The 19,004-nt window shown below is 68.8% G+C and carries 22 protein-coding genes; 16 read left to right on the top strand and 6 right to left on the bottom strand.

Annotation, left to right across the window (positions count from 1 at the left end):
- The first annotated feature begins 79 nt into the window (after positions 1 to 79).
- The 3 genes from pgsA to KIP89_RS15895 are packed head-to-tail and all read left to right on the top strand — an operon-like array spanning position 80 to position 1,457.
- A complete protein-coding gene (gene pgsA, locus KIP89_RS15905) occupies positions 80 to 721 on the top strand; it encodes a CDP-diacylglycerol--glycerol-3-phosphate 3-phosphatidyltransferase (protein WP_250152548.1) in 642 nt (213 codons plus the stop codon).
- Complete coding sequence (gene moaD, locus KIP89_RS15900; RefSeq protein WP_213756550.1) at positions 718 to 969, top strand: molybdopterin converting factor subunit 1; 252 nt, start codon at positions 718 to 720, stop codon at positions 967 to 969. The genes pgsA and moaD overlap by 4 nt, the downstream gene beginning before the upstream one ends.
- Before the next feature lie 14 nt (positions 970 to 983).
- A complete protein-coding gene (locus tag KIP89_RS15895) occupies positions 984 to 1,457 on the top strand; it encodes a molybdenum cofactor biosynthesis protein MoaE (RefSeq protein ID WP_213756549.1) in 474 nt (157 codons plus the stop codon).
- Between the two features lie 342 nt (positions 1,458 to 1,799).
- On the opposite strand, the gene KIP89_RS15890 is transcribed toward KIP89_RS15895, so the two are convergent.
- Positions 1,800 to 2,690 carry a branched-chain amino acid aminotransferase gene (locus KIP89_RS15890; protein WP_213756548.1) on the bottom strand — a complete coding sequence of 297 codons (891 nt, stop codon included), beginning with the start codon at positions 2,688 to 2,690 and terminating at the stop codon, positions 1,800 to 1,802.
- A gap of 245 nt (positions 2,691 to 2,935) precedes the next feature.
- Between KIP89_RS15890 and KIP89_RS15885 the strand changes: the two genes are divergently transcribed.
- Genes KIP89_RS15885 through KIP89_RS15875 form a run of 3 tightly spaced genes read left to right on the top strand, consistent with a single transcriptional unit; the run spans position 2,936 to position 5,690 of the window.
- Positions 2,936 to 3,550 carry a MarR family winged helix-turn-helix transcriptional regulator gene (locus KIP89_RS15885; protein WP_213756547.1) on the top strand — a complete coding sequence of 205 codons (615 nt, stop codon included), beginning with the start codon at positions 2,936 to 2,938 and terminating at the stop codon, positions 3,548 to 3,550.
- A gap of 11 nt (positions 3,551 to 3,561) precedes the next feature.
- Positions 3,562 to 4,290, top strand: coding sequence for a response regulator (locus tag KIP89_RS15880; RefSeq protein ID WP_213756546.1), 729 nt, complete (start codon positions 3,562 to 3,564; stop codon positions 4,288 to 4,290).
- Positions 4,287 to 5,690 carry an ATP-binding protein gene (locus tag KIP89_RS15875; RefSeq protein ID WP_369807175.1) on the top strand — a complete coding sequence of 468 codons (1,404 nt, stop codon included), beginning with the start codon at positions 4,287 to 4,289 and terminating at the stop codon, positions 5,688 to 5,690. The genes KIP89_RS15880 and KIP89_RS15875 overlap by 4 nt, the downstream gene beginning before the upstream one ends.
- A gap of 12 nt (positions 5,691 to 5,702) precedes the next feature.
- Here the strand turns inward: KIP89_RS15875 and KIP89_RS15870 are convergent, their stop codons facing one another.
- From KIP89_RS15870 to KIP89_RS15850, 5 genes are all read right to left on the bottom strand, one after another.
- Positions 5,703 to 6,056, bottom strand: coding sequence for a tRNA-binding protein (locus KIP89_RS15870; RefSeq protein ID WP_213756545.1), 354 nt, complete (start codon positions 6,054 to 6,056; stop codon positions 5,703 to 5,705).
- 23 nt (positions 6,057 to 6,079) lie between these two features.
- Positions 6,080 to 6,940, bottom strand: coding sequence for a TetR/AcrR family transcriptional regulator (locus tag KIP89_RS15865; protein WP_250152547.1), 861 nt, complete (start codon positions 6,938 to 6,940; stop codon positions 6,080 to 6,082).
- A 111-nt stretch (positions 6,941 to 7,051) separates the two neighbouring features.
- Complete coding sequence (gene proC / locus KIP89_RS15860) at positions 7,052 to 7,876, bottom strand: pyrroline-5-carboxylate reductase (protein WP_213756544.1); 825 nt, start codon at positions 7,874 to 7,876, stop codon at positions 7,052 to 7,054.
- A 360-nt stretch (positions 7,877 to 8,236) separates the two neighbouring features.
- Entirely contained in the window at positions 8,237 to 8,734 is a 498-nt protein-coding gene (locus KIP89_RS15855; protein WP_213756543.1) for a type III secretion system chaperone family protein, read from the bottom strand.
- Positions 8,735 to 8,960: 226 nt separating this feature from the next.
- The gene (locus tag KIP89_RS15850) at positions 8,961 to 9,227 is read right to left on the bottom strand and encodes an accessory factor UbiK family protein (RefSeq protein ID WP_213756542.1); all 267 of its coding nucleotides are present in this window, start codon (positions 9,225 to 9,227) and stop codon (positions 8,961 to 8,963) included.
- Positions 9,228 to 9,513: 286 nt separating this feature from the next.
- Between KIP89_RS15850 and lgt the strand changes: the two genes are divergently transcribed.
- From lgt to ychF, 10 genes are all read left to right on the top strand, one after another.
- Positions 9,514 to 10,365 carry a prolipoprotein diacylglyceryl transferase gene (lgt, locus tag KIP89_RS15845; protein ID WP_213756541.1) on the top strand — a complete coding sequence of 284 codons (852 nt, stop codon included), beginning with the start codon at positions 9,514 to 9,516 and terminating at the stop codon, positions 10,363 to 10,365.
- Positions 10,362 to 11,492: a class I SAM-dependent methyltransferase gene (locus KIP89_RS15840; RefSeq protein ID WP_213756540.1), complete on the top strand. Its 1,131-nt coding sequence runs from the start codon at positions 10,362 to 10,364 to the stop codon at positions 11,490 to 11,492. Before lgt ends, KIP89_RS15840 begins: the two co-directional genes overlap by 4 nt.
- Complete coding sequence (gene pgeF / locus KIP89_RS15835) at positions 11,489 to 12,250, top strand: peptidoglycan editing factor PgeF (protein WP_213756539.1); 762 nt, start codon at positions 11,489 to 11,491, stop codon at positions 12,248 to 12,250. Before KIP89_RS15840 ends, pgeF begins: the two co-directional genes overlap by 4 nt.
- A gap of 17 nt (positions 12,251 to 12,267) precedes the next feature.
- Complete coding sequence (locus tag KIP89_RS15830; protein WP_213756538.1) at positions 12,268 to 13,419, top strand: M24 family metallopeptidase; 1,152 nt, start codon at positions 12,268 to 12,270, stop codon at positions 13,417 to 13,419.
- 84 nt (positions 13,420 to 13,503) lie between these two features.
- Positions 13,504 to 14,175, top strand: coding sequence for a hypothetical protein (locus KIP89_RS15825; protein ID WP_213756537.1), 672 nt, complete (start codon positions 13,504 to 13,506; stop codon positions 14,173 to 14,175).
- Between the two features lie 178 nt (positions 14,176 to 14,353).
- Positions 14,354 to 15,307, top strand: a complete 954-nt coding sequence (locus tag KIP89_RS15820) for a ribose-phosphate pyrophosphokinase (protein ID WP_213756536.1) — start codon at positions 14,354 to 14,356, stop codon at positions 15,305 to 15,307.
- Positions 15,308 to 15,436: 129 nt separating this feature from the next.
- The gene (locus KIP89_RS15815; protein WP_213756535.1) at positions 15,437 to 16,261 is read left to right on the top strand and encodes a hypothetical protein; all 825 of its coding nucleotides are present in this window, start codon (positions 15,437 to 15,439) and stop codon (positions 16,259 to 16,261) included.
- A gap of 205 nt (positions 16,262 to 16,466) precedes the next feature.
- Entirely contained in the window at positions 16,467 to 17,090 is a 624-nt protein-coding gene (locus KIP89_RS15810) for a 50S ribosomal protein L25/general stress protein Ctc (RefSeq protein WP_213756534.1), read from the top strand.
- Between the two features lie 103 nt (positions 17,091 to 17,193).
- Positions 17,194 to 17,796 (top strand): aminoacyl-tRNA hydrolase, encoded by a 603-nt coding sequence (gene pth, locus KIP89_RS15805; protein ID WP_213756533.1) that lies wholly within the window; start codon positions 17,194 to 17,196, stop codon positions 17,794 to 17,796.
- An 89-nt stretch (positions 17,797 to 17,885) separates the two neighbouring features.
- A complete protein-coding gene (gene ychF / locus KIP89_RS15800) occupies positions 17,886 to 18,983 on the top strand; it encodes a redox-regulated ATPase YchF (RefSeq protein WP_213756631.1) in 1,098 nt (365 codons plus the stop codon).
- The last annotated feature ends 21 nt before the right edge of the window (positions 18,984 to 19,004 follow it).

Genomic DNA, 19,004 nt, shown 5'->3' with positions numbered 1-19,004 from the left:
ACGCATCGCCCGATCGTGCCAACGCGATTGACGCGGCTGCCCCGCGTGGTTACGTCCGTCTGATGGGAGCTGGCGAAGCATGGTCGATGTCACTACCAGCGAGCCGCCGATACGGGAGCCTGCCAAGGTGAAGCGCGGGAACGCCTTTTCTCTGCCCAACCTTCTCACCTATGGCCGCTGCGTGGCGGTTCCGGTGCTGGCGGCCTGCCTGTTCTGGTCGGATATTCTCGACGGCGGGCTGTGGCTGCGCTGGCTGGCGGTGGCGATCTACGTCATTGCCGCCATCACCGACTTCTTCGACGGCTATCTCGCCCGCGCCTGGTCGCAGCAATCGGCCATCGGCCGGATGCTCGACCCGATCGCCGACAAGCTGCTGGTTTCCGCCTCGCTGCTGATGCTCGCCTCCGACGGCACGATTCGCGGCTGGTCGCTCTGGGCCGCACTGGTCATCCTGTGCCGCGAGATCCTCGTCTCGGGCCTGCGCGAATTCCTCGCCGAGCTGCGCGTCAGCGTGCCGGTGACGCAGCTCGCCAAATGGAAGACCACCGCCCAGCTCGTGGCCGTGGGCGTGCTGCTGGCCGGCCCGGCGGCGGATCTTCTGGTGCCCGGCATCACGCTGTTCGGCATCGCGCTGCTCTGGGTTGCGGCAGTGCTGACGCTCTACACCGGCTGGGACTATTTCCGCGCCGGGGCGCGTCACCTCATCGGGGACGAGTCGTGAAGATCCTTTATTTCGCCTGGGTGCGCGAGCGGATCGGCCGCGAGGCGGAAGAGATCGAGCTGCCGGGCGATGTGCGCACGGTCGGCGACCTCGCCGCCTTTCTCGCCACGCGCGGCGAGGGCTATGCCCATGCCTTCGAAAACCCCAAGGTCGTGCGCGCCGCGCTCGACCGCACGCATGCCCGGCCGGACACGCCGCTCGGCACGGCGCGCGAGATCGCCTTCTTCCCGCCGATGACCGGCGGCTGACACCGGAGGGCGGCATGTCGACGGCACCCCTGTTCACCGTCCGCATCCAGGCCGAGGATTTCGACGCCGCGACGGAGGCCGCCGCGCTCACGCGCGGGCGCACCGATATCGGCGCCGTCGTCACCTTTGCCGGGCTGTGCCGCGCCGACGACGCCCCCGGTGGCGCGCCACTGATCGCGCTGACGCTGGAGCATTATCCCGGCATGGCGGAAGAGGAGATGGCGCGCCTCGTCGAGGAAGCCCGCGCGCGCTGGCCGCTCACCGGCGCCACCGTGATCCATCGCTATGGGCGGATGGTGCCGGGCGACAATATCGTGCTGGTGGTCACCGCCTCCAGCCACCGCGCCGCCGCCTTCGAGGCCGCCGCCTTCCTGATGGACTGGCTGAAGACCCGCGCCCCGTTCTGGAAGATGGAAGAACGCGAGCAAGAGCGCAGCTGGGTCGCCGCCAAGGAGAGCGACGACGACGCGGCGGAGCGGTGGGGCTGAGCGCGCGGGCGCCACACAGCGTAGCGCCTCCTACCCGTCATGGCCGGGCTTGGCCAGGCCATCCATGACTTGGCCGCCGCCCACAAGCTCGAAAGGCGTGGATGCCCGGCCCAAGGCCGGCATGACGCTGCTCTCGGGGATCGGTCGAGGCGCGAACGACCGCATGTCGACGGAGCGACTGGCCGAGGCCTGAAATCCTTGACCTCTCTAACGCCGTCATGGCCGGGCTTAACCCGGCCATCCCCGCCTTCCGGCCTCTGACAGGCCCAAAAACGTGAATGCCCGGCACGAGGCCGGGCATGACGTTGCGCTCAGGCTGGCGCGCGACTTCAGGCAGCAGCCTCAGGCCGCCGCCTTCTTCGGCTGCACCTCGGCCATGTAGTCGTCCATCAGCGTGCGGGTCACCGGGCCCGGCTGATAGTGGAAGCGGCCGGCGATCTCGGAGACCGGCGTCACCTCGGCGGCGGTGCCAGTGATGAAGCACTCATCGAAATCGGCCAGCTCCTCCGGCATGATCGCCCGCTCGATCACCACGATGCCGCGGCGCTTGGCGAGCTCGATCACCGTCTGGCGGGTGATGCCGTTGAGGAAGGCATCGGCCTCCGGCGTGTGGATGACGCCGTCCTTGACGAAGAACACATTGGCGCCGGTGCATTCGGCGACGCGGCCGCGCCAGTCCAGCATCAGCGCGTCGGCATAGCCGTTGCGCTCGGCGGCGTGCTTGGAGATGGTGCAGATCATGTACAGGCCGGCCGCCTTCGAGGTCGAGGGCGCGGTCTGCGGATCCGGCCGACGGTACTTCGCCTCGTCGATGCGGATGCCCTTCAGCCGCTGCGCCGGGTCGAAATAGCTCGGCCATTCCCACGCCGCGATGGCGAGGTGGATCTGGTTGTTCTGCGCCGAGACACCCATCATGTCCGAGCCGCGCCAGGCGACGGGACGCAGATAGGCATCCTTGAGGTTCATCCGGGCCAGCAGCTCGCGAGACGCGGCGTTGATCTCGGCATCGCTGTAGGGAAGCTCGAAATCGAGAATGCGGGCGCTCTCGCGCAGGCGTGCGGTGTGCTCGTCGAGCTTGAAAATCTCGCCGCCATAGGCCCGCTCGCCTTCGAATACGCAGCTGCCATAGTGCAGCCCGTGGGTCAGCACATGAACCTGGGCGTCCTGCCACGGCACGAAGGCACCGTCATACCAGATCCAGCCGCTACGTTTGTCGAAAGGCTCGCTAGCCATGGTCATCTCCCAAATGGGGTCCGGGGCGCCCTCGCGGCGCCGGCCCCTCTCGTCCTTCGGCCTGCCGGGGCTTCGGCGTTGCGCCTGATAGCGCAACCTTTTGCCTCGCAGCCGAAGTCCCGTTATCGTTTGCCGCCCTTGGGGCAGCCCGTCCGTCCCGTTTCGAACCGATTGCCCGGCGCCTGCCGAACGATCCTTTCGTTGAACGGGACATCTCGGTAACGATCATAACGAAAAAAGTCAACATGGCTGACATAAATGTCTCGGCGCCTTCCCGCCCCGCCAAGGGCGATTCCAGCGCGCCTGCGCGCGCCCCCGCTGCGGGCGAGGCAGAGCCGCTGATCGACCTGATCGAGCTTTTCTTCTTTGCTTACAGGAACTTCGTCAGTGATCCCGACGAAATTCTGCAGGGCATCGGCTTCGGCCGGGCGCATCACCGCGTGCTGCATTTCGTCAGCCGCCACCCAGGTATGCGGGTGACCGACCTGCTCGACATATTGCGCATCACCAAGCAGAGCCTCGGGCGGGTGCTGCGCGAACTGGTGGACCAGGGCTTCATCGACAGCCGCGCCGGCTCGTCCGACCGCCGGCAGCGTCTGCTGTACCTCACGCCCAAGGGCGAGGCACTGGCGCAGGAATTCGTCTCCATCCAGTCGCACCGCCTCCGCCGCGCGCTCGCCGAATGCGGGCCGGACATGCGCGAGAGCGCCCGCCGCTTTCTTGTCGCCATGATCGACCCGGAAGATCGCGGCCCGGTCGAGAAGCTGATCGCCCGCGCCGACCAGCAGGCGGAAGCCCGCGCTAGCGGCGCCGTCAAGGCACCGGCGGACAAGCGCGCCACGGCGCGCCCGACCGGCTGAAGGAACACGCCATGCTCAACGCCGCCACCGGCACAGCGACGGTGAAGACCATGCCCGCCGACGACGCCGTCCACCTGCTGATCGTCGACGACGACCGCCGCATCCGCGACCTGCTCTCGCGCTTCCTCACCGAGCATGGCTACCGCGTGACCACCGCCGAATCGGCGGCGGATGCCCGCGCGCGGCTCGGCGGGCTCACCTTCGATCTGCTGATCCTCGACGTGATGATGCCCGGCGAGAACGGCTTCGAGCTGGCGCGTCACGTGCGCACGCAGTCGAGCGTGCCGATCCTCATGCTCACCGCCCGCTCGGAGACCAGCGACCGCATCCAGGGGCTGGAGATCGGCGCCGACGATTATCTCGCCAAGCCCTTCGAGCCGCGCGAATTGCTGCTGCGCATCGGCAACATCATCAAGCGTTCCGCCACCCCGCAGGCGCAGGCGATCGAGACGCTGCGCTTCGGGCCCTTCATCTTCCATCTGGAGCGCGGCGAACTCACCCGCGAGGGCGAGCTGGTGCGCCTTACCGACCGCGAGCGCGACATGCTGCGCGTGCTCGGCGAGCGGCCGGGCGAAACGGTGCCGCGCCAGGCCCTCGTCGCGCCCGGCGTCGCCGCCGGCGACCGGGCGGTGGATGTGCAGGTCAACCGCCTGCGCCGCAAGATCGAGCGCGATCCCGCCAACCCCGCTTATGTGCAGACCGTGCGGGGCGTCGGCTACCGCCTGGTCGTGGCGCCTTGAGCCTGCTCGACACCCATATGGTGGGCGCCGCCCGGCAGCGGCTGCGCCTGACGCAGGCGCGGATGCGCGAGAACAATGCGCGCTTCGGCGCCTGGTTCAACCGCATCATGCCCAAGGGGCTCTATGCCCGCTCGCTCATCATCATCGTCACGCCGATGGTGATCCTGCAATCCGTGCTCGCCTTCGTCTTCATGGAGCGGCACTACAACACCGTGACGCGCCGCCTCTCGGCGGCCGTGTCGCAGGACATCACCGCAATTTCCGATCTGGCGGCCACCTTTCCCACCAGCGCCGACCAGGAGCGGATCAAGCAGATCGCCCAGTCGGCCATGGGGCTGACGGTGGATTTCCTGCCGGGCGAGCGCCTGCCGCCCCCGGGGCCCAAGCCGTTTTTCTCGATCCTCGATTCCAATTTCACGGGGGAACTGGGCAAGCGCCTGCGCCGCCCGTTCTGGACCGACACGGTCGGCAATTCGAACCTCATCGAGGTGCGGGTGCAGCTGGACGGCATGGTGCTGCGCGTGTTCGCCCGCCGCACCCAGGCCTATCTGTCCAATTCGCACATCTTCCTGGTCTGGATGGTCGGCACCTCGCTGGTGCTGCTGGCCGTCGCCATCCTGTTTCTGCGCAACCAGATCAAGCCGATCGAGGCGCTGGCGGATGCCGCCATCGCCTTCGGCAAGGGGCGCGACGTGACCGGCTTTCGCCCGCGCGGCGCGCGCGAGGTGCGCGGCGCGGCGCTGGCCTTCCTGGAGATGCGCCGGCGCATCGAGCGGCAGATCGAGCAGCGCACCACCATGCTGGCGGGCGTGAGCCACGACATGCGCACCATCCTCACCCGCTTCAAGCTGGAGCTGGCGCTGATCGGCGACAGCCCGGACACGGAAGGGTTGCGCAAGGATGTGGACGAACTCCAGAACATGCTGGAGGCCTATCTCGCCTTCGCCCGCGACGATAATGGCGAAACCCCGGTGCTGGCCGACGTCTCCCGCATCATCGAGGACACGCGCCACAATGCCGAGCGCCACGGCGCGACGGTGAGCGCGGTGTTCACCGGCGACCCGATGGTGATGATCCGCGCCGATGCCTTCCGCCGCTGCCTCGCCAATCTCGCCGCCAATGCGTGGCGGCATGGCACGCGCATCGAGATCACCGCGATGCGCGACGACCGCTGGCTGACCGTGCTGGTGGACGATGACGGGCCGGGCATCGCGCCGGACAAGCGGGAGGACGTGTTCCGCCCCTTCGTGCGGCTCGACGATGCGCGCAACCAGGATGCCGGCGGCTCCGGCCTCGGCCTCACCATCGCCCGCGACGCCGCCCGCTCCCATGGCGGCGATATCAGCCTCGGCGAGAGCCCGATGGGCGGCTTGCGCGCGACGGTGCGGATCCCGGTGTGAGGCGACGACGCCTCAGAACAGCCTTGCGCCGTTCGGCACCTCGCGGTCGGGCTTGAACAGCACCACCGCGCCGTCCTCGTCCGGGAAGCCGAGGGTGAGCACTTCCGACATCATCGGCCCGATCTGGCGCGGCGGGAAATTGACCACCGCCGCGACCTGCCGGCCGACCAGATCCTCCGCCGCGTAATGCAGGGTGATCTGCGCCGAGGACTTCTTGCAGCCGATATGCGGGCCGAAGTCGATCACCAGCTTGATCGCCGGCTTGCGCGCCTCCGGGAAGGGCTCGGCCTGGATGATCGTGCCGACGCGGATGTCGACCTTGAGGAAATCGGCGAATGAAATCGGCTCGCTGGGCGCCAGGCTCACGATGATCCCCTTCCGTCTCGGCTTCAGGCTGCGGCCGGTTCCTCCGGCGGCTGGGCTTCCTTCTGGCCCCGCCGGCCGCCCGTGGCAAGACGCACCGCGCCTTCCAGAAGGCCGAGCGCCCGCTGGCCCTTGTCGAGTTCGCGGTCGAGCGCGGCCATGGTGCGGGCCAAAGCGGGGTCCTCGTCGCGCAGGAAGGTCTGCAGCACGCGGGCATAGACCAGGGCCAGCCCCTGCGCCCGCACCGCGCCCTTGAGGCCGGCCGTGTCGATCTTCGCGGCTGCCAGCATCCATTGCTGCGAGCGCACCGCGAGGCGGTTCAGCGCGAGGGCGAAGAACGGGTTGCGCCGGGCCGATTCGGCGAGCGAGCGCAGCGCGCCCTTATGAGGGCCGAGCGCATCCAGCCGGCGCATCAGCACATCGAACAACCGGTCGCGCGCCGGCTCGTCCGCCATGTCGTCGGTCGGGCCGGCCAGAACCTTGCGGTCGGTCTCGCGCACGAAGGCCGACACCATGTCGAAGGTCGAGCCATAGGCGGCGCGCAATTCCGCCAGCGAGACGCCGGCCCGTTCGGCAACATCGCCGAGGCTGATGCGCTCGAAGGGCCGCTCGGCCAGCAGGACGAGGAAGCTGTCGAGGATCGCCGCCCGCGCCTCGTCGCGCGCAGCGGCCGCGTTCGGCACCGGCGTGCTGGCTGCCGTCGAAGTGTCCGTGCTGTCGGAAGGGGCCTTGGCGGCGGACGTCTTGACGCTGGCGGTCTTCGCCCCAGCCGCCTTGGCTCCGGTCGTCTTGGCTCCGGTCGTCTTGGCTCCCGTCGTTTGGGTCGCTGGCGTGTTGCCGGTGGTCTCGCCGTCGGTCGGCGCCTTCGTTCCGGATGAGCGTGCCATCGTGACCTCCTGTCCTGAACGTTCTTTCCTCAATCTAGGTATTCGGACTGGTCAGGAGAAGGGGACGAGGCGCAGCTCGACCCCCACCATGCGCAAATACCGGTGAACGCCTCAGCCGGCGAGTTCGCGCGAGCGGCGTGCGGCGGCAAGCACCGCCTCGGTAAGCAGCGGAACGAAGCCGCGCTCCTCATCCATCAGCACGGCCAGCGCCGCCGCCGTGGTGCCGTTGGGCGACGTGACATTCTTGCGGAGCTGCGCCGGCTCGATACCGGAACGGATCATCAGTTCGCCGGCCCCGGCGACGGTGGCCCGCGCCAGCCGGTCGGCCATGTCGGCCGGCAGCCCGGCCTGCGCCCCGGCGGCCGCCAGCGCCTCCGCGAGCAGGAACACATAGGCCGGGCCGGAACCGGAAACGGCGGTGGCGACGTCGATCAGCGCCTCCTCCTCGACCCATTCCACCCCGCCGCTGGCGCGCAGCAGCGCGTCGGCGATGCTCATCTGCGTCGGCGTGACCGCCGCATTGGGCACCGCGACGGTGACGCCGCGCCCGATCGCCGCCGGCGTGTTGGGGATGGAGCGCACCACGGCCGTGCCCGGCGCAAAGGCGGCTTCAAGAAAACCGAGCGTGCGTCCGGCCATCACCGAGACGATCAGCGTCTGCGGCCCGGCCAATGGGGCGACCTTGGCGAGCACCTCCGGCGCCACCTGCGGCTTCACCGCCAGCAGCATGACGGCGGGCGGGCCACCATTCAGCGGGTTCAGCGCCACGCCGCGCGCCTCCAGCAGCGCCGCCACCTCGGAAGGCGGGCCGGGATCGATGACGGCGATGCGCGCCGGCTCCAGCCCGAGGCCGATCCATCCCTCCAGCATGGCGCCGCCCATCTTGCCGGCGCCAACCAGCAGCACGCGGCCGGGAATGTCGGAAAGTGTCACCATGGGGAAACTCTGAGTCTGATGCGGAAGGGAGGCCGTTTCTGACCGCAGCATATCCCGTCCCGCGCCGGGATGCCCGCCCCCGCGCCGCGCATCCACGGTTTTGGCGGGGGCGGTCAGGCGGCGGCGTTGCGCGTGAGCATCCTTCGAGGCCCGGCCCTGCCGGGCACCTCAGGATGACGGTGCACCTGAGATATCGAAATCCATGAGAGCAAGGTCATGTCCGGCACCGCGACGACGTTCGTCATGCTGAGGTGCCGGCTGCCAAGCCGGCCTCGAAGCACGCAGGATCGCTTGGTCGCCGCACGAGACGAGAGCGAAGGGCAGGCGACGTATCGCCCGCCCCCGCTTAAACCCGGCTGCTCACGCCTCGCCGACGGTCTCGAACAGCGTGGCGTCCATCGCCTCGCGGGCCGACTTGCCGGCCCAAACGACGAACTGGAAGGCCGGGAAATAGCGTTCCACCGCCTCGATGGCGCATTCCATCAGCACTTCGCACTGCCGGTCGGTCGCTTCCGCGCCGGCGAGCAGGAGGGCGTGGCGGAACATGATCACGCCTTCCTTCGACCAGAGGTCGAAATGGCCGATCCACATCTGCTCATTGATCAGCGAGAGCAGGCGCAGCACCTCGGTCTTGCGCTTCTCCGGCACTTTCAGGTCGAAGGCGCAGGCGATATGCAGCGCCTCCACCTCGTCCATCCACTGGAAGGAGACATGGCAATCGGTCCAGCGGCCTTCGATCGAGATGGTGATCTCGTCCTCGGCCGAACGCTCGAACGCCCATTCATTGAGCGCAGCCATGCGCTCGACCAGATCCAGAGGATTGAGGTGGGTGTCGGACTCGAAGTCAGTATAGGTCATGCTCGACCTCGCGAGGGTGGGCACGGACGCAGCGTGGACGCGTACAACGCTCGGGCCTCGCAGGCGCTCCGGGAAGGAAATGCGCCGTTGTCGACTTTATCGCGCTGGATAGGCACCTCACTGAGACCGTCGGCCTGGACCGCCGGATGGACGGCCCGAGGCAAGGGTGTCGGGATTCGCGGCGTTGCCGCAAGCGGCGATGCGCCGCATCCACAATCGGGATGGGTCAGCCGAGCGAATCCGGCGGGCTGATTTTCGCTTCGAGCGCGGCGATGCGGGCTTCGAGACGCTCATTTTCCTCGCGCGCGGCGGCGGCGAGTTCTTTCACGGTCTCGAATTCCTCGCGCGTCACCACGTCGAGTTCGCGCAGGATGCGCTCGGCCTGGGAGCGCATGACCGTCTCGGCCTCGCGGCGCACGCCGGACGCCACGCCCGCGGCATCGTTCATCAGCCGGGCGAAATCGTCGAAGATACGGCTGTTGGTTTGGGTCATGTCCTTACTCCCGGCTGAGGCCCGTCGCGTCTAGCGCCTCTTTAGGGGGAGAATGGGGCGCTGGCGGGTCCTCCGCAAGGGGCGAGGGTATAGCCTGCCCGCCTTGATCCTGTCACGCCGCGCGGGCAAGAGGGAGTGCAAGATCCCGGCATCGGGCCACAGAAATCGGCCGGCCCGACCGCTCGCCGCTCCACGGGGCCCGTGTGATCGCCGGGCGCGCCCTCAGCTCTCCCTTGCTCTGGCGCGGCGTTCGTGCTGCCCTCCCGCCTCCGTCGCAAAGCCTCCCATGCCCATGCTTGCTCCGCCCTTCCTCGTCCTGCCCTTCCCGAGCATCGACCCCGTGCTGATCGAGCTCGGGCCGTTTGCCATACGCTGGTACGCCCTCGCCTATGTGGCCGGGCTGCTGCTCGGCTGGTGGATGGCCAAGCGGCTGTGCGAGCGCCCGGCGCTGTGGGGCGGGCGCTCGCCGATCCCGCCGGAAGCCTTCGACGACGCGGTGGTGTGGATCGCCTTCGGCGTCATCCTCGGCGGGCGCATCGGCTATGTGCTGTTCTACAACCTCGCCTATTACATCGAGAATCCGCTTCAGGCGCTCACCGTCTGGCATGGCGGCATGGCCTTCCATGGCGGCTTCCTCGGCTCCATCCTCGCCATGTACCTGTTTTGCCGGAAGCGCGGGCTGGCCTTCGTGTCGATGCTGGACATCGCCGCCGCCGTGGTGCCGATCGGCCTGTTCTTCGGGCGGCTGGCCAATTTCATCAATGGCGAGCTGTGGGGCCGCCCGACCGATGTCGCCTGGGCCATGGTGTTCCCCCATGGCGGACCGGAGCCGCGCCATCCCAGCCAGCTCTATGAGGCCGGGCTGGAAGGACTTCTCATCTTCATCATGCTTCAGCTTGCCATCCGCGCCGGCGCGCTCACCCGGCCGGGCACGGTCGCCGGCCTGTTCGTCTTCCTCTATGGCTGCGCCCGCATCTTCGTGGAGTTCTTCCGCGAGCCCGACCCGCAGCTCGGCTATCTCGCGGGCGGCTGGCTGACCATGGGGATGCTGCTCTCCCTGCCCATGCTCGCCGTCGGCCTGGCGCTCGTCGCCCGCGCCCGCCGCCGCCCGGCGCTCTCGGCCGACGCGCCGGTATGACGACGCCGCTCGCCGCCGAGATCGCCCGCGCCATCGCGCTCACCGGGCCGATCACGGTCGCCGACTATATGGAACGCTGCCTGTTCCACCCGACGCTCGGCTACTACACGACGCATGAGCCCTTCGGCGCGGACGGCGATTTCGTCACCGCGCCGGAGATCAGCCAGATGTTCGGCGAGCTCGTCGGCCTGTGGGCGGCGGACACGTGGATGCGGCTCGGCGCACCCTCCCCGTTCATCCTCGCCGAGCTTGGCCCCGGACGCGGCACGATGATGGCGGACGCGCTGCGCGCCACCCGCATCGTGCCCGGCTTCCACGCCGCGGCGCGGGTCGTGCTGGTGGAAGCCTCGCCGCGCCTGCGCGCCCGGCAGGCGCAAACGCTCGCCGGACATGGCGCCGACTGGGCCGCGTCGGTCGAGGAACTGCCCGCCGGCCCGCTGATCCTGCTCGCCAACGAGTTCGTCGACGCCCTGCCGATCCGCCAGTTCCTGCGCACCCCGGAAGGTCTGGCCGAGCGCATGATCGGTCTCGATGACGCGGGCGCGCTCGCTTTCGGCCTGCGGCCGGGCGCCCGGCTCGATGCGCGGGGCGAGGCCCGGCTGCGCGCCGCCGCTCCCGGCGCGATTCTGGAAATCTGCCCCGCCGGTCTGTCGATGGCGGAAAAGATCGGCGCCCGCCTCGCGGCGACCGGCGGGGCGACGCTCTTTATCGATTACGGCCATGCCGGGGAGCGCGATCCGGGCGGCGGCTTCGGCGACACGCTTCAGGCGTTGCGCGCCCACGCCTATGACGATGTACTGGCCCATCCCGGTGCGGCGGACCTCACCGCCCATGTCGACTTCGCCGCGCTGGCCCGCGCCGCGCGCGGCATGGGCGCCCGCGCCTTCGGTCCCATCCCCCAGGGCGCCCTGCTGGAACGGCTCGGCATCGGCGCCCGCGCCGAGCGGCTGAGCCGCAACGCGGATGCCACGACCTGCACCGCCATCGCCGCCGCTCATGCCCGCCTTGCCGGTTCCGGCGAGGGGCAGATGGGCACCCTCTTCAAGGCGCTCGCTCTGGTGCATCCTGCGCTGGGCGAGATCGCCGGATTCGCCGCCGACGAGGAATTCAGGGACACCGCCGCATGAAGGTCGAATCATCAGCCCTTGCCGCCCTGCCGGGCATCCGCCACGCCTTCTTCACCCGCGAGGGCGGCGTCTCGGAAGGGCTCTACGCCGGACTGAATGGCGGCACCGGCTCGAATGACGACCCCGCCCATGTGGCCGAGAACCGCGCCCGCATGGCACAGGCGCTCGGCGTGCCGAAGACGCATTTGCTCACCTGCTGGCAGATCCATTCGCCCGATTGCGTGGTGGTCGATGCCCCCTGGGCCGGGCGGCCCAAGGCCGATGCGGTGGCGACCCGCACACCGGGCGTCGCGGCGGGCGTCGCCATCGCCGATTGCGGCCCGGTGCTGTTCGCCGATGGAGAGGCCCGCGTCGTCGGCGCCGCCCATGCCGGCTGGAAGGGCGCGGTTGGCGGGGTTCTGGAGTCCACCGTCGCCCGCATGGAGGAACTCGGCGCCCGGCGCGAGAACATGGTCGCCGCCATCGGCCCGCTGATCCGCCAGCCGAGCTATGAGGTCGGTCCCGACTTTATCGCGACACTGACCGGGCTCGACCCGGCCAATGACCGCTTCCTCATTCCCTCGACGCGCCAGCACCACGCGCTGTTCGACCTGCCCGGCTACATCGCCGCGCGGCTGGCGCGGATCGGCGTCGGCACCATCGACGACCTCGGCCTCGACACCTATGCGGACGAGGGCCGCTTCTTCAGCTACCGTCGGGCGACGCATCGCGGCGAGGCCGATTATGGCCGGCTGATCGCCGCCATCACCCTCGCCTGATCCCCACGGAGCCCGCCATGGCGCTGCATTTCACCGGACCGGAATTTTCCCGCCGCAAGGAACGCCTGCTCGCCGCCATGGCCGAGCGCGGCCTCGATGGCCTGCTGATGTTCCAGCAGGAATCGATGTACTGGCTCACCGGCTATGACACGTTCGGCTTCTGCTTCTTCCAGTCGCTCTGGCTGGGGGCGGATGGCCGCATGGCCCTGCTCACCCGCTCGGCGGATCTGCGGCAGGCGCAGCACACCTCGATCATCGAGGACATACGCATCTGGGCCGACCGGGCCGACGCCACCCCGCAGGCTCAGCTGCGCGACATGGTGGAAAGCCTCGGCGGGCTCGGCACCCGCATCGGCGTGGAATATGAGAGCTACGGCCTGACCGCCGCCAACGGCAAGAAGCTCGATGCCGCCTTTGACGGCTTTGCCACGCTGGTCGATGCCTCCCGCCTCGTCGACCGGCTGCGGGCGGTGAAGTCGCCGGCGGAGATCACCTATGTGCGTCAGGCCGGCAAGCTGGCGCTGGCCGCGCGCGAGGCCGGCATCGCCGCCATTGCGCCGGGCGTCGACGAGGGCGAGGTGCTCGCTGCCATGCAGGGCGCGGTGTTTCGCGGCGGCGGCGACTATCCGGCCAATGAGTTCATCATCGGCTCGGGCCCCGACGCGCTGCTGTGCCGCTACAAGGCCGGCCGCCGCAAGCTCGACGGCGAGGACCAGATCACGCTGGAATGGGCGGGCGCCTATCGTCACTACCATGCGGCGATGATGGAGACGGTGATCGTCGGCCCGCCGCGCGACCGGCATCTGGAGCTGTTCGCCGCCGCGAAACAGGCGATGGAGGCCTGCGCCCACGCCATCATTCCCGGCAAGACGGCGGGCGAGGTGTTCGCCGCCCATGCCCATGTGATGGACGGGCACGGGCTGGAAAAGCACCGGCTGGCCGCCTGCGGCTATTCGCTCGGGGCGAAATTCACCCCGTCCTGGATGGACCCGCCGATGTTCTACGTCGGTCATGACTGGGTGCTGGAACCCGGCATGGTCATGTTCGCGCACATGATTTTGATGGACAGCGACGCCGGCGCCGCCATGTGCCTGGGCCGCACCTTCCTGATCGGCGTTAACGGTAACGAATGCCTAACCGACGCCCCTCTGGACCTAATCGTTAATTAGTTTTAACCATTCCCGGTCTGCCGGTGGCGGCGCGACTCCCGGAACGCGGGGGCCACGCCGCGGCGGCTCCCAAGGGATGGTTTCATGCTCGATCGACTCCGCCGGCAGATTGGCCGGCGCCTGCCGACGACCGCGGCGCTTCTCGTCGCCCTTGCCCTCGGGGCCTGCCAGACCGGCAACGGCAACAAGCCCGTTGCCGCCACCTCCCTCTCCGGCACCAAGTCCATCGCCTTCGAATCCATCGACGGCCCGCCCCAGCCCGTGTTCGACAAGCTGGTCGCCAGCCTCTCCAGCGAGGCCAGCACCCGCCAGATTCCCGTCGTGTCGCGCGAGACGCCCGCTGCCTATCGCGTGCGCGGCTATCTCGCCGCCGCCGTCACCAACGGCAAGGGCGAGGTCGACTGGGCCTGGGACGTGTTCGACGCCGATCAGGCGCGCGTCCTGCGCGTCGCCGGCACCGAGAAGATCGGCGAGGGCAAGGATGTCTGGAACCGGATCGACGACGCGACCCTAACCCGCATCGCCGCCCAGAGCCTCGACGAAATCAGCACCCGCCTCGCCAAGGGCGTGCCGCCCTCCCCGGCCGCGCCCGCCGCCGCCGAGGAACCCGCGACCGGGGAGCCCGGCGCTCCGCCGGCGGTACGCGAGGATGACGGCCCCGTGGTCGCCGAGGGCACGGCGGACGAGCCCGGACCTGCCGTTGCGGAAGCCGCGGCGCCCGCTTCCTCCGGCCTCGCCTTCGCCGCTCATCCGTGAGCGAAGCCTTGTCCCGCCTTGCGCCCGCGACCCGCTTCGCATCGGCGGAATGGTAGCGGGACAAGCTGCCACGCGGTGTCGGACTCCGCTTTACAGCGCGGGCCGGCCCGCCTATCAGGTCTGCGCGACGGCCGTGCGACGGGCGTTGTTGAGATAGTACGGCTGGGAGCGCGCCGGAATGTCGAGTAATAACGGGTCGATCAAGATCGTCTCCGGCAATGCCAATCGTCCCCTCGCGGAAGCGATCGGGGCCTATCTTCAGACCTCGCTCACCAAGGCGGTGGTCCGGCGCTTCGCCGACATGGAGATCTTCGTCGAGATCCAGGAGAACGTGCGCGGCAAGGATGTCTTCATCCTGCAGTCCACCTCCTTCCCGACCAATGACCATCTCATGGAGCTGCTCATCATCACCGATGCGCTGCGCCGCTCCTCGGCCCGCCGCATCACCGCGGTGCTGCCCTATTTCGGCTATGCGCGGCAGGATCGCCGCTCGTCCGGCCGCACCCCGATCTCGGCCAAGCTGGTGTCGAACCTGATCACCCATGCCGGCGCCGACCGCGTGCTGACGGTCGATCTGCACGCCGGCCAGATCCAGGGCTTCTTCGATATCCCGACCGACAATCTGTTCGCCGCCCCGGTCATGGTCGCCGACATCAAGTCGCGCTTCGACCTGTCGAACCTCACCGTGGTGTCGCCCGATGTCGGCGGCGTGGTGCGTGCCCGCGCGCTCGCCAAGCGCATCGACGCCCAGCTCGCCATCGTCGACAAGCGCCGCGAGCGGCCGGGCGAGAGCGAGGTGATGAACGTCATCGGCGATGTCGAGGGCAAACGCTGCATCCTGGTCGACGACATCATCGACTCCGGCGGCACGCTGGTGAACGCGGCCGATGCGCTGCTGGCGCGCGGCGCCACCGAGGTCCACGCCTACATCACCCATGGCGTGCTGTCGGGCGGCGCGGTGTCCCGCGTCACCGCCTCGAACCTCAAGGAACTGGTGATCACCGATTCGATCCAGCCGACCGAGGCGGTGCGCGTCGCCCGCAACATCCGCGTCGTCTCGATCGCCAGCCTGCTCGCCGAAGCCATCGGCCGCACCGCCCATGAGGAAAGCGTCTCCAGCCTTTTCGATTGAAAGGGTAAGGCGTTAGCCCCGGACAAGCCCTCCTGAGACAGCCCGCGGCGCGCTTATTGTGCGCTGCGCCATGATCGCTCCACAGTTCGGTCCCACGATTCCCGCTCGCGACAACAACGGGATTTCGTGATGAGGCGCTCTCCCATGCGCGGGCCGAGCTCGGCTGGCGCTCCCCTTGCCCTGCGCATCGCCGGCCTGGCGTTGCCGCTGCTGATCGCCCTGCCGGCCGGGGCGCAGAGCTTCGATCCGTGGGGCGGCATCACCGTGACGGTCACCCCGCCGCCGGAGGAGCCCTCCGCCTATGACTCCGCCGTGGCCGCGGATACGGCGTCGGCTGAGACCCCCGCCCCTGTCGCCGAAGCCGGCGATGACGCGCCGGAGCCTTCGCTCTGGGAGGCTCTCAGCCTCGCCATTGGCGGCGATCTGCCGGAACTGCCCAAGGAGAAGCCCGCCCCCAACCAGCTCCTGCCGCAGCGCAAGCCGGTGGTCACCTCCACCAAGCCCTCGGTGCCGACCAGCGTCGACATCCAGCAGGGCCCGGCCCATCTGGCCGTCACCACCAGCGCCAGCGGCTCGGCTCCCACCTCCGGCTTCACCGGTGCCAGCGATGGCGGGGCTTCGGGCGAGATCAAGGCGCGGCTGGGCGTCGAGCAGGACAATTTCGCGCTCTACAGCACCGGCGTCCTCGGCGCCTCGGCCAGCACCAGCGCGCCCTCGGTCTATGACAATCTCACCGTCGGCAGCAGCTACAGCGTGCCGCTGGCGCCGCTCGGGCTCGGGCCGGAGAAGCTCGGCGCGACGGTGGAGGTGAACAACAGCCAGACCCTGACCACCGGCGTGGAACTGCGCGCGCCGCTCGGCACCTATGAGCGGTTCATCTCGGTGGAGCGCAGCGCCTCGCCCGATTCGACCGGCAGCGGCATCGTGAAGGCCGGCGTGCTCGGCAAGTTCTGAGCCGGACAGCCGGGCAAGGTGACGGGCGGGCGACGCGGGCAAGGTGGCCCCGGCGATTGCCCCGCCGGGCTTTTGCTGCTATTAGCCCGGCCGGCCGTGGCCTTTCCGCACCCCTGGAGGCGTGCCGCTGCCAGCAACCGAACCAGTATCGAGGAACGGGCCGCGCGAGCGGCCTTCTCCTTTTGCAACCATGTAAGGACAAGCCATGACCGCTACCAAGCAGATCAAGGCGCAGGCCCGCACGACCGCCGGCAAGGGGGCCGCTCGTGCCGTTCGCCGCGCCGGTCGCGTACCCGCCGTGATTTACGGCGACGGCAAGCCGCCCGTCGGCATCTCGGTCGAGCATATCGAGATCAACAAGCTGATCTATGCCGGCCACTTCCTGACCACGCTGTTCGACATCGATGTCGACGGTCAGAAGTACCACGTCATTCCGCGCGACTATCAGCTCGACCCAGTCAAGGACTTCCCGCTGCACGTGGACTTCCTGCGCGTGGCGGCGGGCGCCAGCCTCACCGTCGACGTTCCCGTGCACTTCCTGAATGCCGACACCGCGCCGGCCATCAAGGGGGGCGCAACGCTGAACATCGTCAGCCACACGGTCTCGCTGCTCGCCCCGGCCGACGCCATTCCGGCGGCCATCGAGGTCGACGTCACCGCCTATAATTTCGGCGACTCGATCCATCTCTCGGCGATCACCCTGCCGAAGGGCGTGACCTGGGCCGGCCATGGCGACGACACGCTGGCGACCATCACCACGCCGTCGGGCGCCAAGGAAGCGGACGCTGACGACGCGGCCGCCGCCGCCGCCGACGCCGCCAAGGGCTGAGACCCGTCGCGCTGAGGCGCCTTGCGCGCGTCGCGCTGCCAACGACAGAGCCGGAAGTCCGCTTCCGGCTCTTTTCATGTCCGCTCCCTGAGGAGGGTTTCCGGTGTTCCTCTTCACCGGGCTCGGCAATCCCGGGCCGAAATATGCCGGCAACCGGCACAATATCGGCTTCATGGCGGTCGACGCGATCGCGCGCCGGCATCGCTTCACGCCCTGGCGTCGGCGCTTTCAGGGCGCCGCCTGCGAAGGCGAGATCGAGGGCGAGAAGGTGATTGCCCTGCTGCCGGAAACCTTCATGAACGAGAGCGGCCGGGCGGTGGCGGAAGCGCAGCGTTTCTACAAGATCGCGCTCGCCGACATCTACGCCTTCCATGACGAGCTGGACCTGCCCGCTGCCAAGGTCCGCGCCAAGATCGGCGGCGGCAATGCCGGGCATAACGGCCTGCGCTCCATCACCGCCCATTGCGGCAATGAATATGGCCGCGTGCGCCTCGGCATCGGACATCCCGGCGACAAGGCGCTGGTGCACAATTTCGTGCTGAGCGACTTCGCCAAGGCCGAGCGCGGCTGGGTCGAGGCGGTGTGCGACGGCTGCGCCGAGCTTGCCGGCCTGCTCGTCACCCGCAAGGTCGACGAGTTCCAGAGCCGCCTGCATCTCCTCCTGGAGAGCCGCGGTTTCGGCACCGTGAAGACGCCGGGCGCCTGAGGCCCGGAACCACTGCCGCGCGACGCTTGCATGGGCGCCGCGTCTTGCTTAACCACGGCGCCAACACTGACCAGAACGAGCATCGCACCATGGGCTTCAAATGCGGCATTGTCGGCCTGCCCAACGTCGGCAAGTCGACCCTCTTCAACGCGCTGACGCAGACGGCGGCGGCGCAGGCGGCGAATTATCCGTTCTGCACCATCGAGCCCAATGTCGGCGACGTGGCGGTTCCCGATCCCCGGCTGGACACGCTGTCGAAGATCGCCGGCTCGCAGCAGATCATCCCGACCCGCCTCACCTTCGTGGACATTGCCGGCCTGGTGCGCGGCGCGTCCAAGGGCGAGGGCCTCGGCAACCAGTTCCTCGCCAATATCCGCGAATGCGACGCCATCGCCCATGTGGTGCGCTGCTTCGAGGATTCCGACGTCACCCATGTCGAGGGCAAGCTGGCGCCGATCTCCGATATCGAGACCATCGAGACCGAGCTGATGCTGGCCGACCTCGACAGCCTGGAAAAGCGCGCCGGGGCGCTGGAGAAGAAGGCCAAGGGCGGCGACAAGGACGCCAAGGAACTCCTTGACCTGATGACCCGCGCGCTGGTGCTGCTGCGCGAGGGCAAGCCGGCCCGCCTCGTCGAGGTGAAGCCGGAGGAGGAAAAGGCCTTCCGCATGCTCGGCCTGCTCTCCTCCAAGCCCGTTCTCTATGTCTGCAATGTCGAGGAAGCCTCGGCCAAGGACGGCAACGCCCTCTCGGCGGAGGTCTTCGCCCGCGCCGCCGAGGAAGGCGCCAAGGCGGTGGTTGTCTCGGCCAAGATCGAGAGCGAGATCGCCGTGCTGCCGGCGGAGGAGCAGAAGGACTATCTCGAGGCCATCGACCTTGAGGAACCCGGCCTCAACCGCATCATCCGCACCGGCTACGAACTCCTGAAGCTGGTGACCTATTTCACGGTCGGCCCGAAGGAAGCCCGCGCCTGGACGATCACCGCCGGCACCAAGGCGCCGGGCGCGGCGGGCGTGATCCACTCGGATTTCGAGAAGGGCTTCATCCGCGCCGAGACCATCGCCTTCGACGATTACGTCAAGGGCAATGGCGAGGCCGGCGCGCGCGATGCCGGCCGGCTGCGGCTGGAAGGCAAGGAATATGTCGTCGCCGATGGCGACGTGCTGCATTTCCGCTTCAACAACTGACGCAGCCCTAACCGACGCGCA

Origin of the sequence: Ancylobacter radicis (assembly GCF_018449475.1) — a bacterium.
GTDB lineage: Bacteria > Pseudomonadota > Alphaproteobacteria > Rhizobiales > Xanthobacteraceae > Ancylobacter > Ancylobacter radicis.
This window is presented reverse-complemented; position numbering and strand designations above follow the sequence as displayed.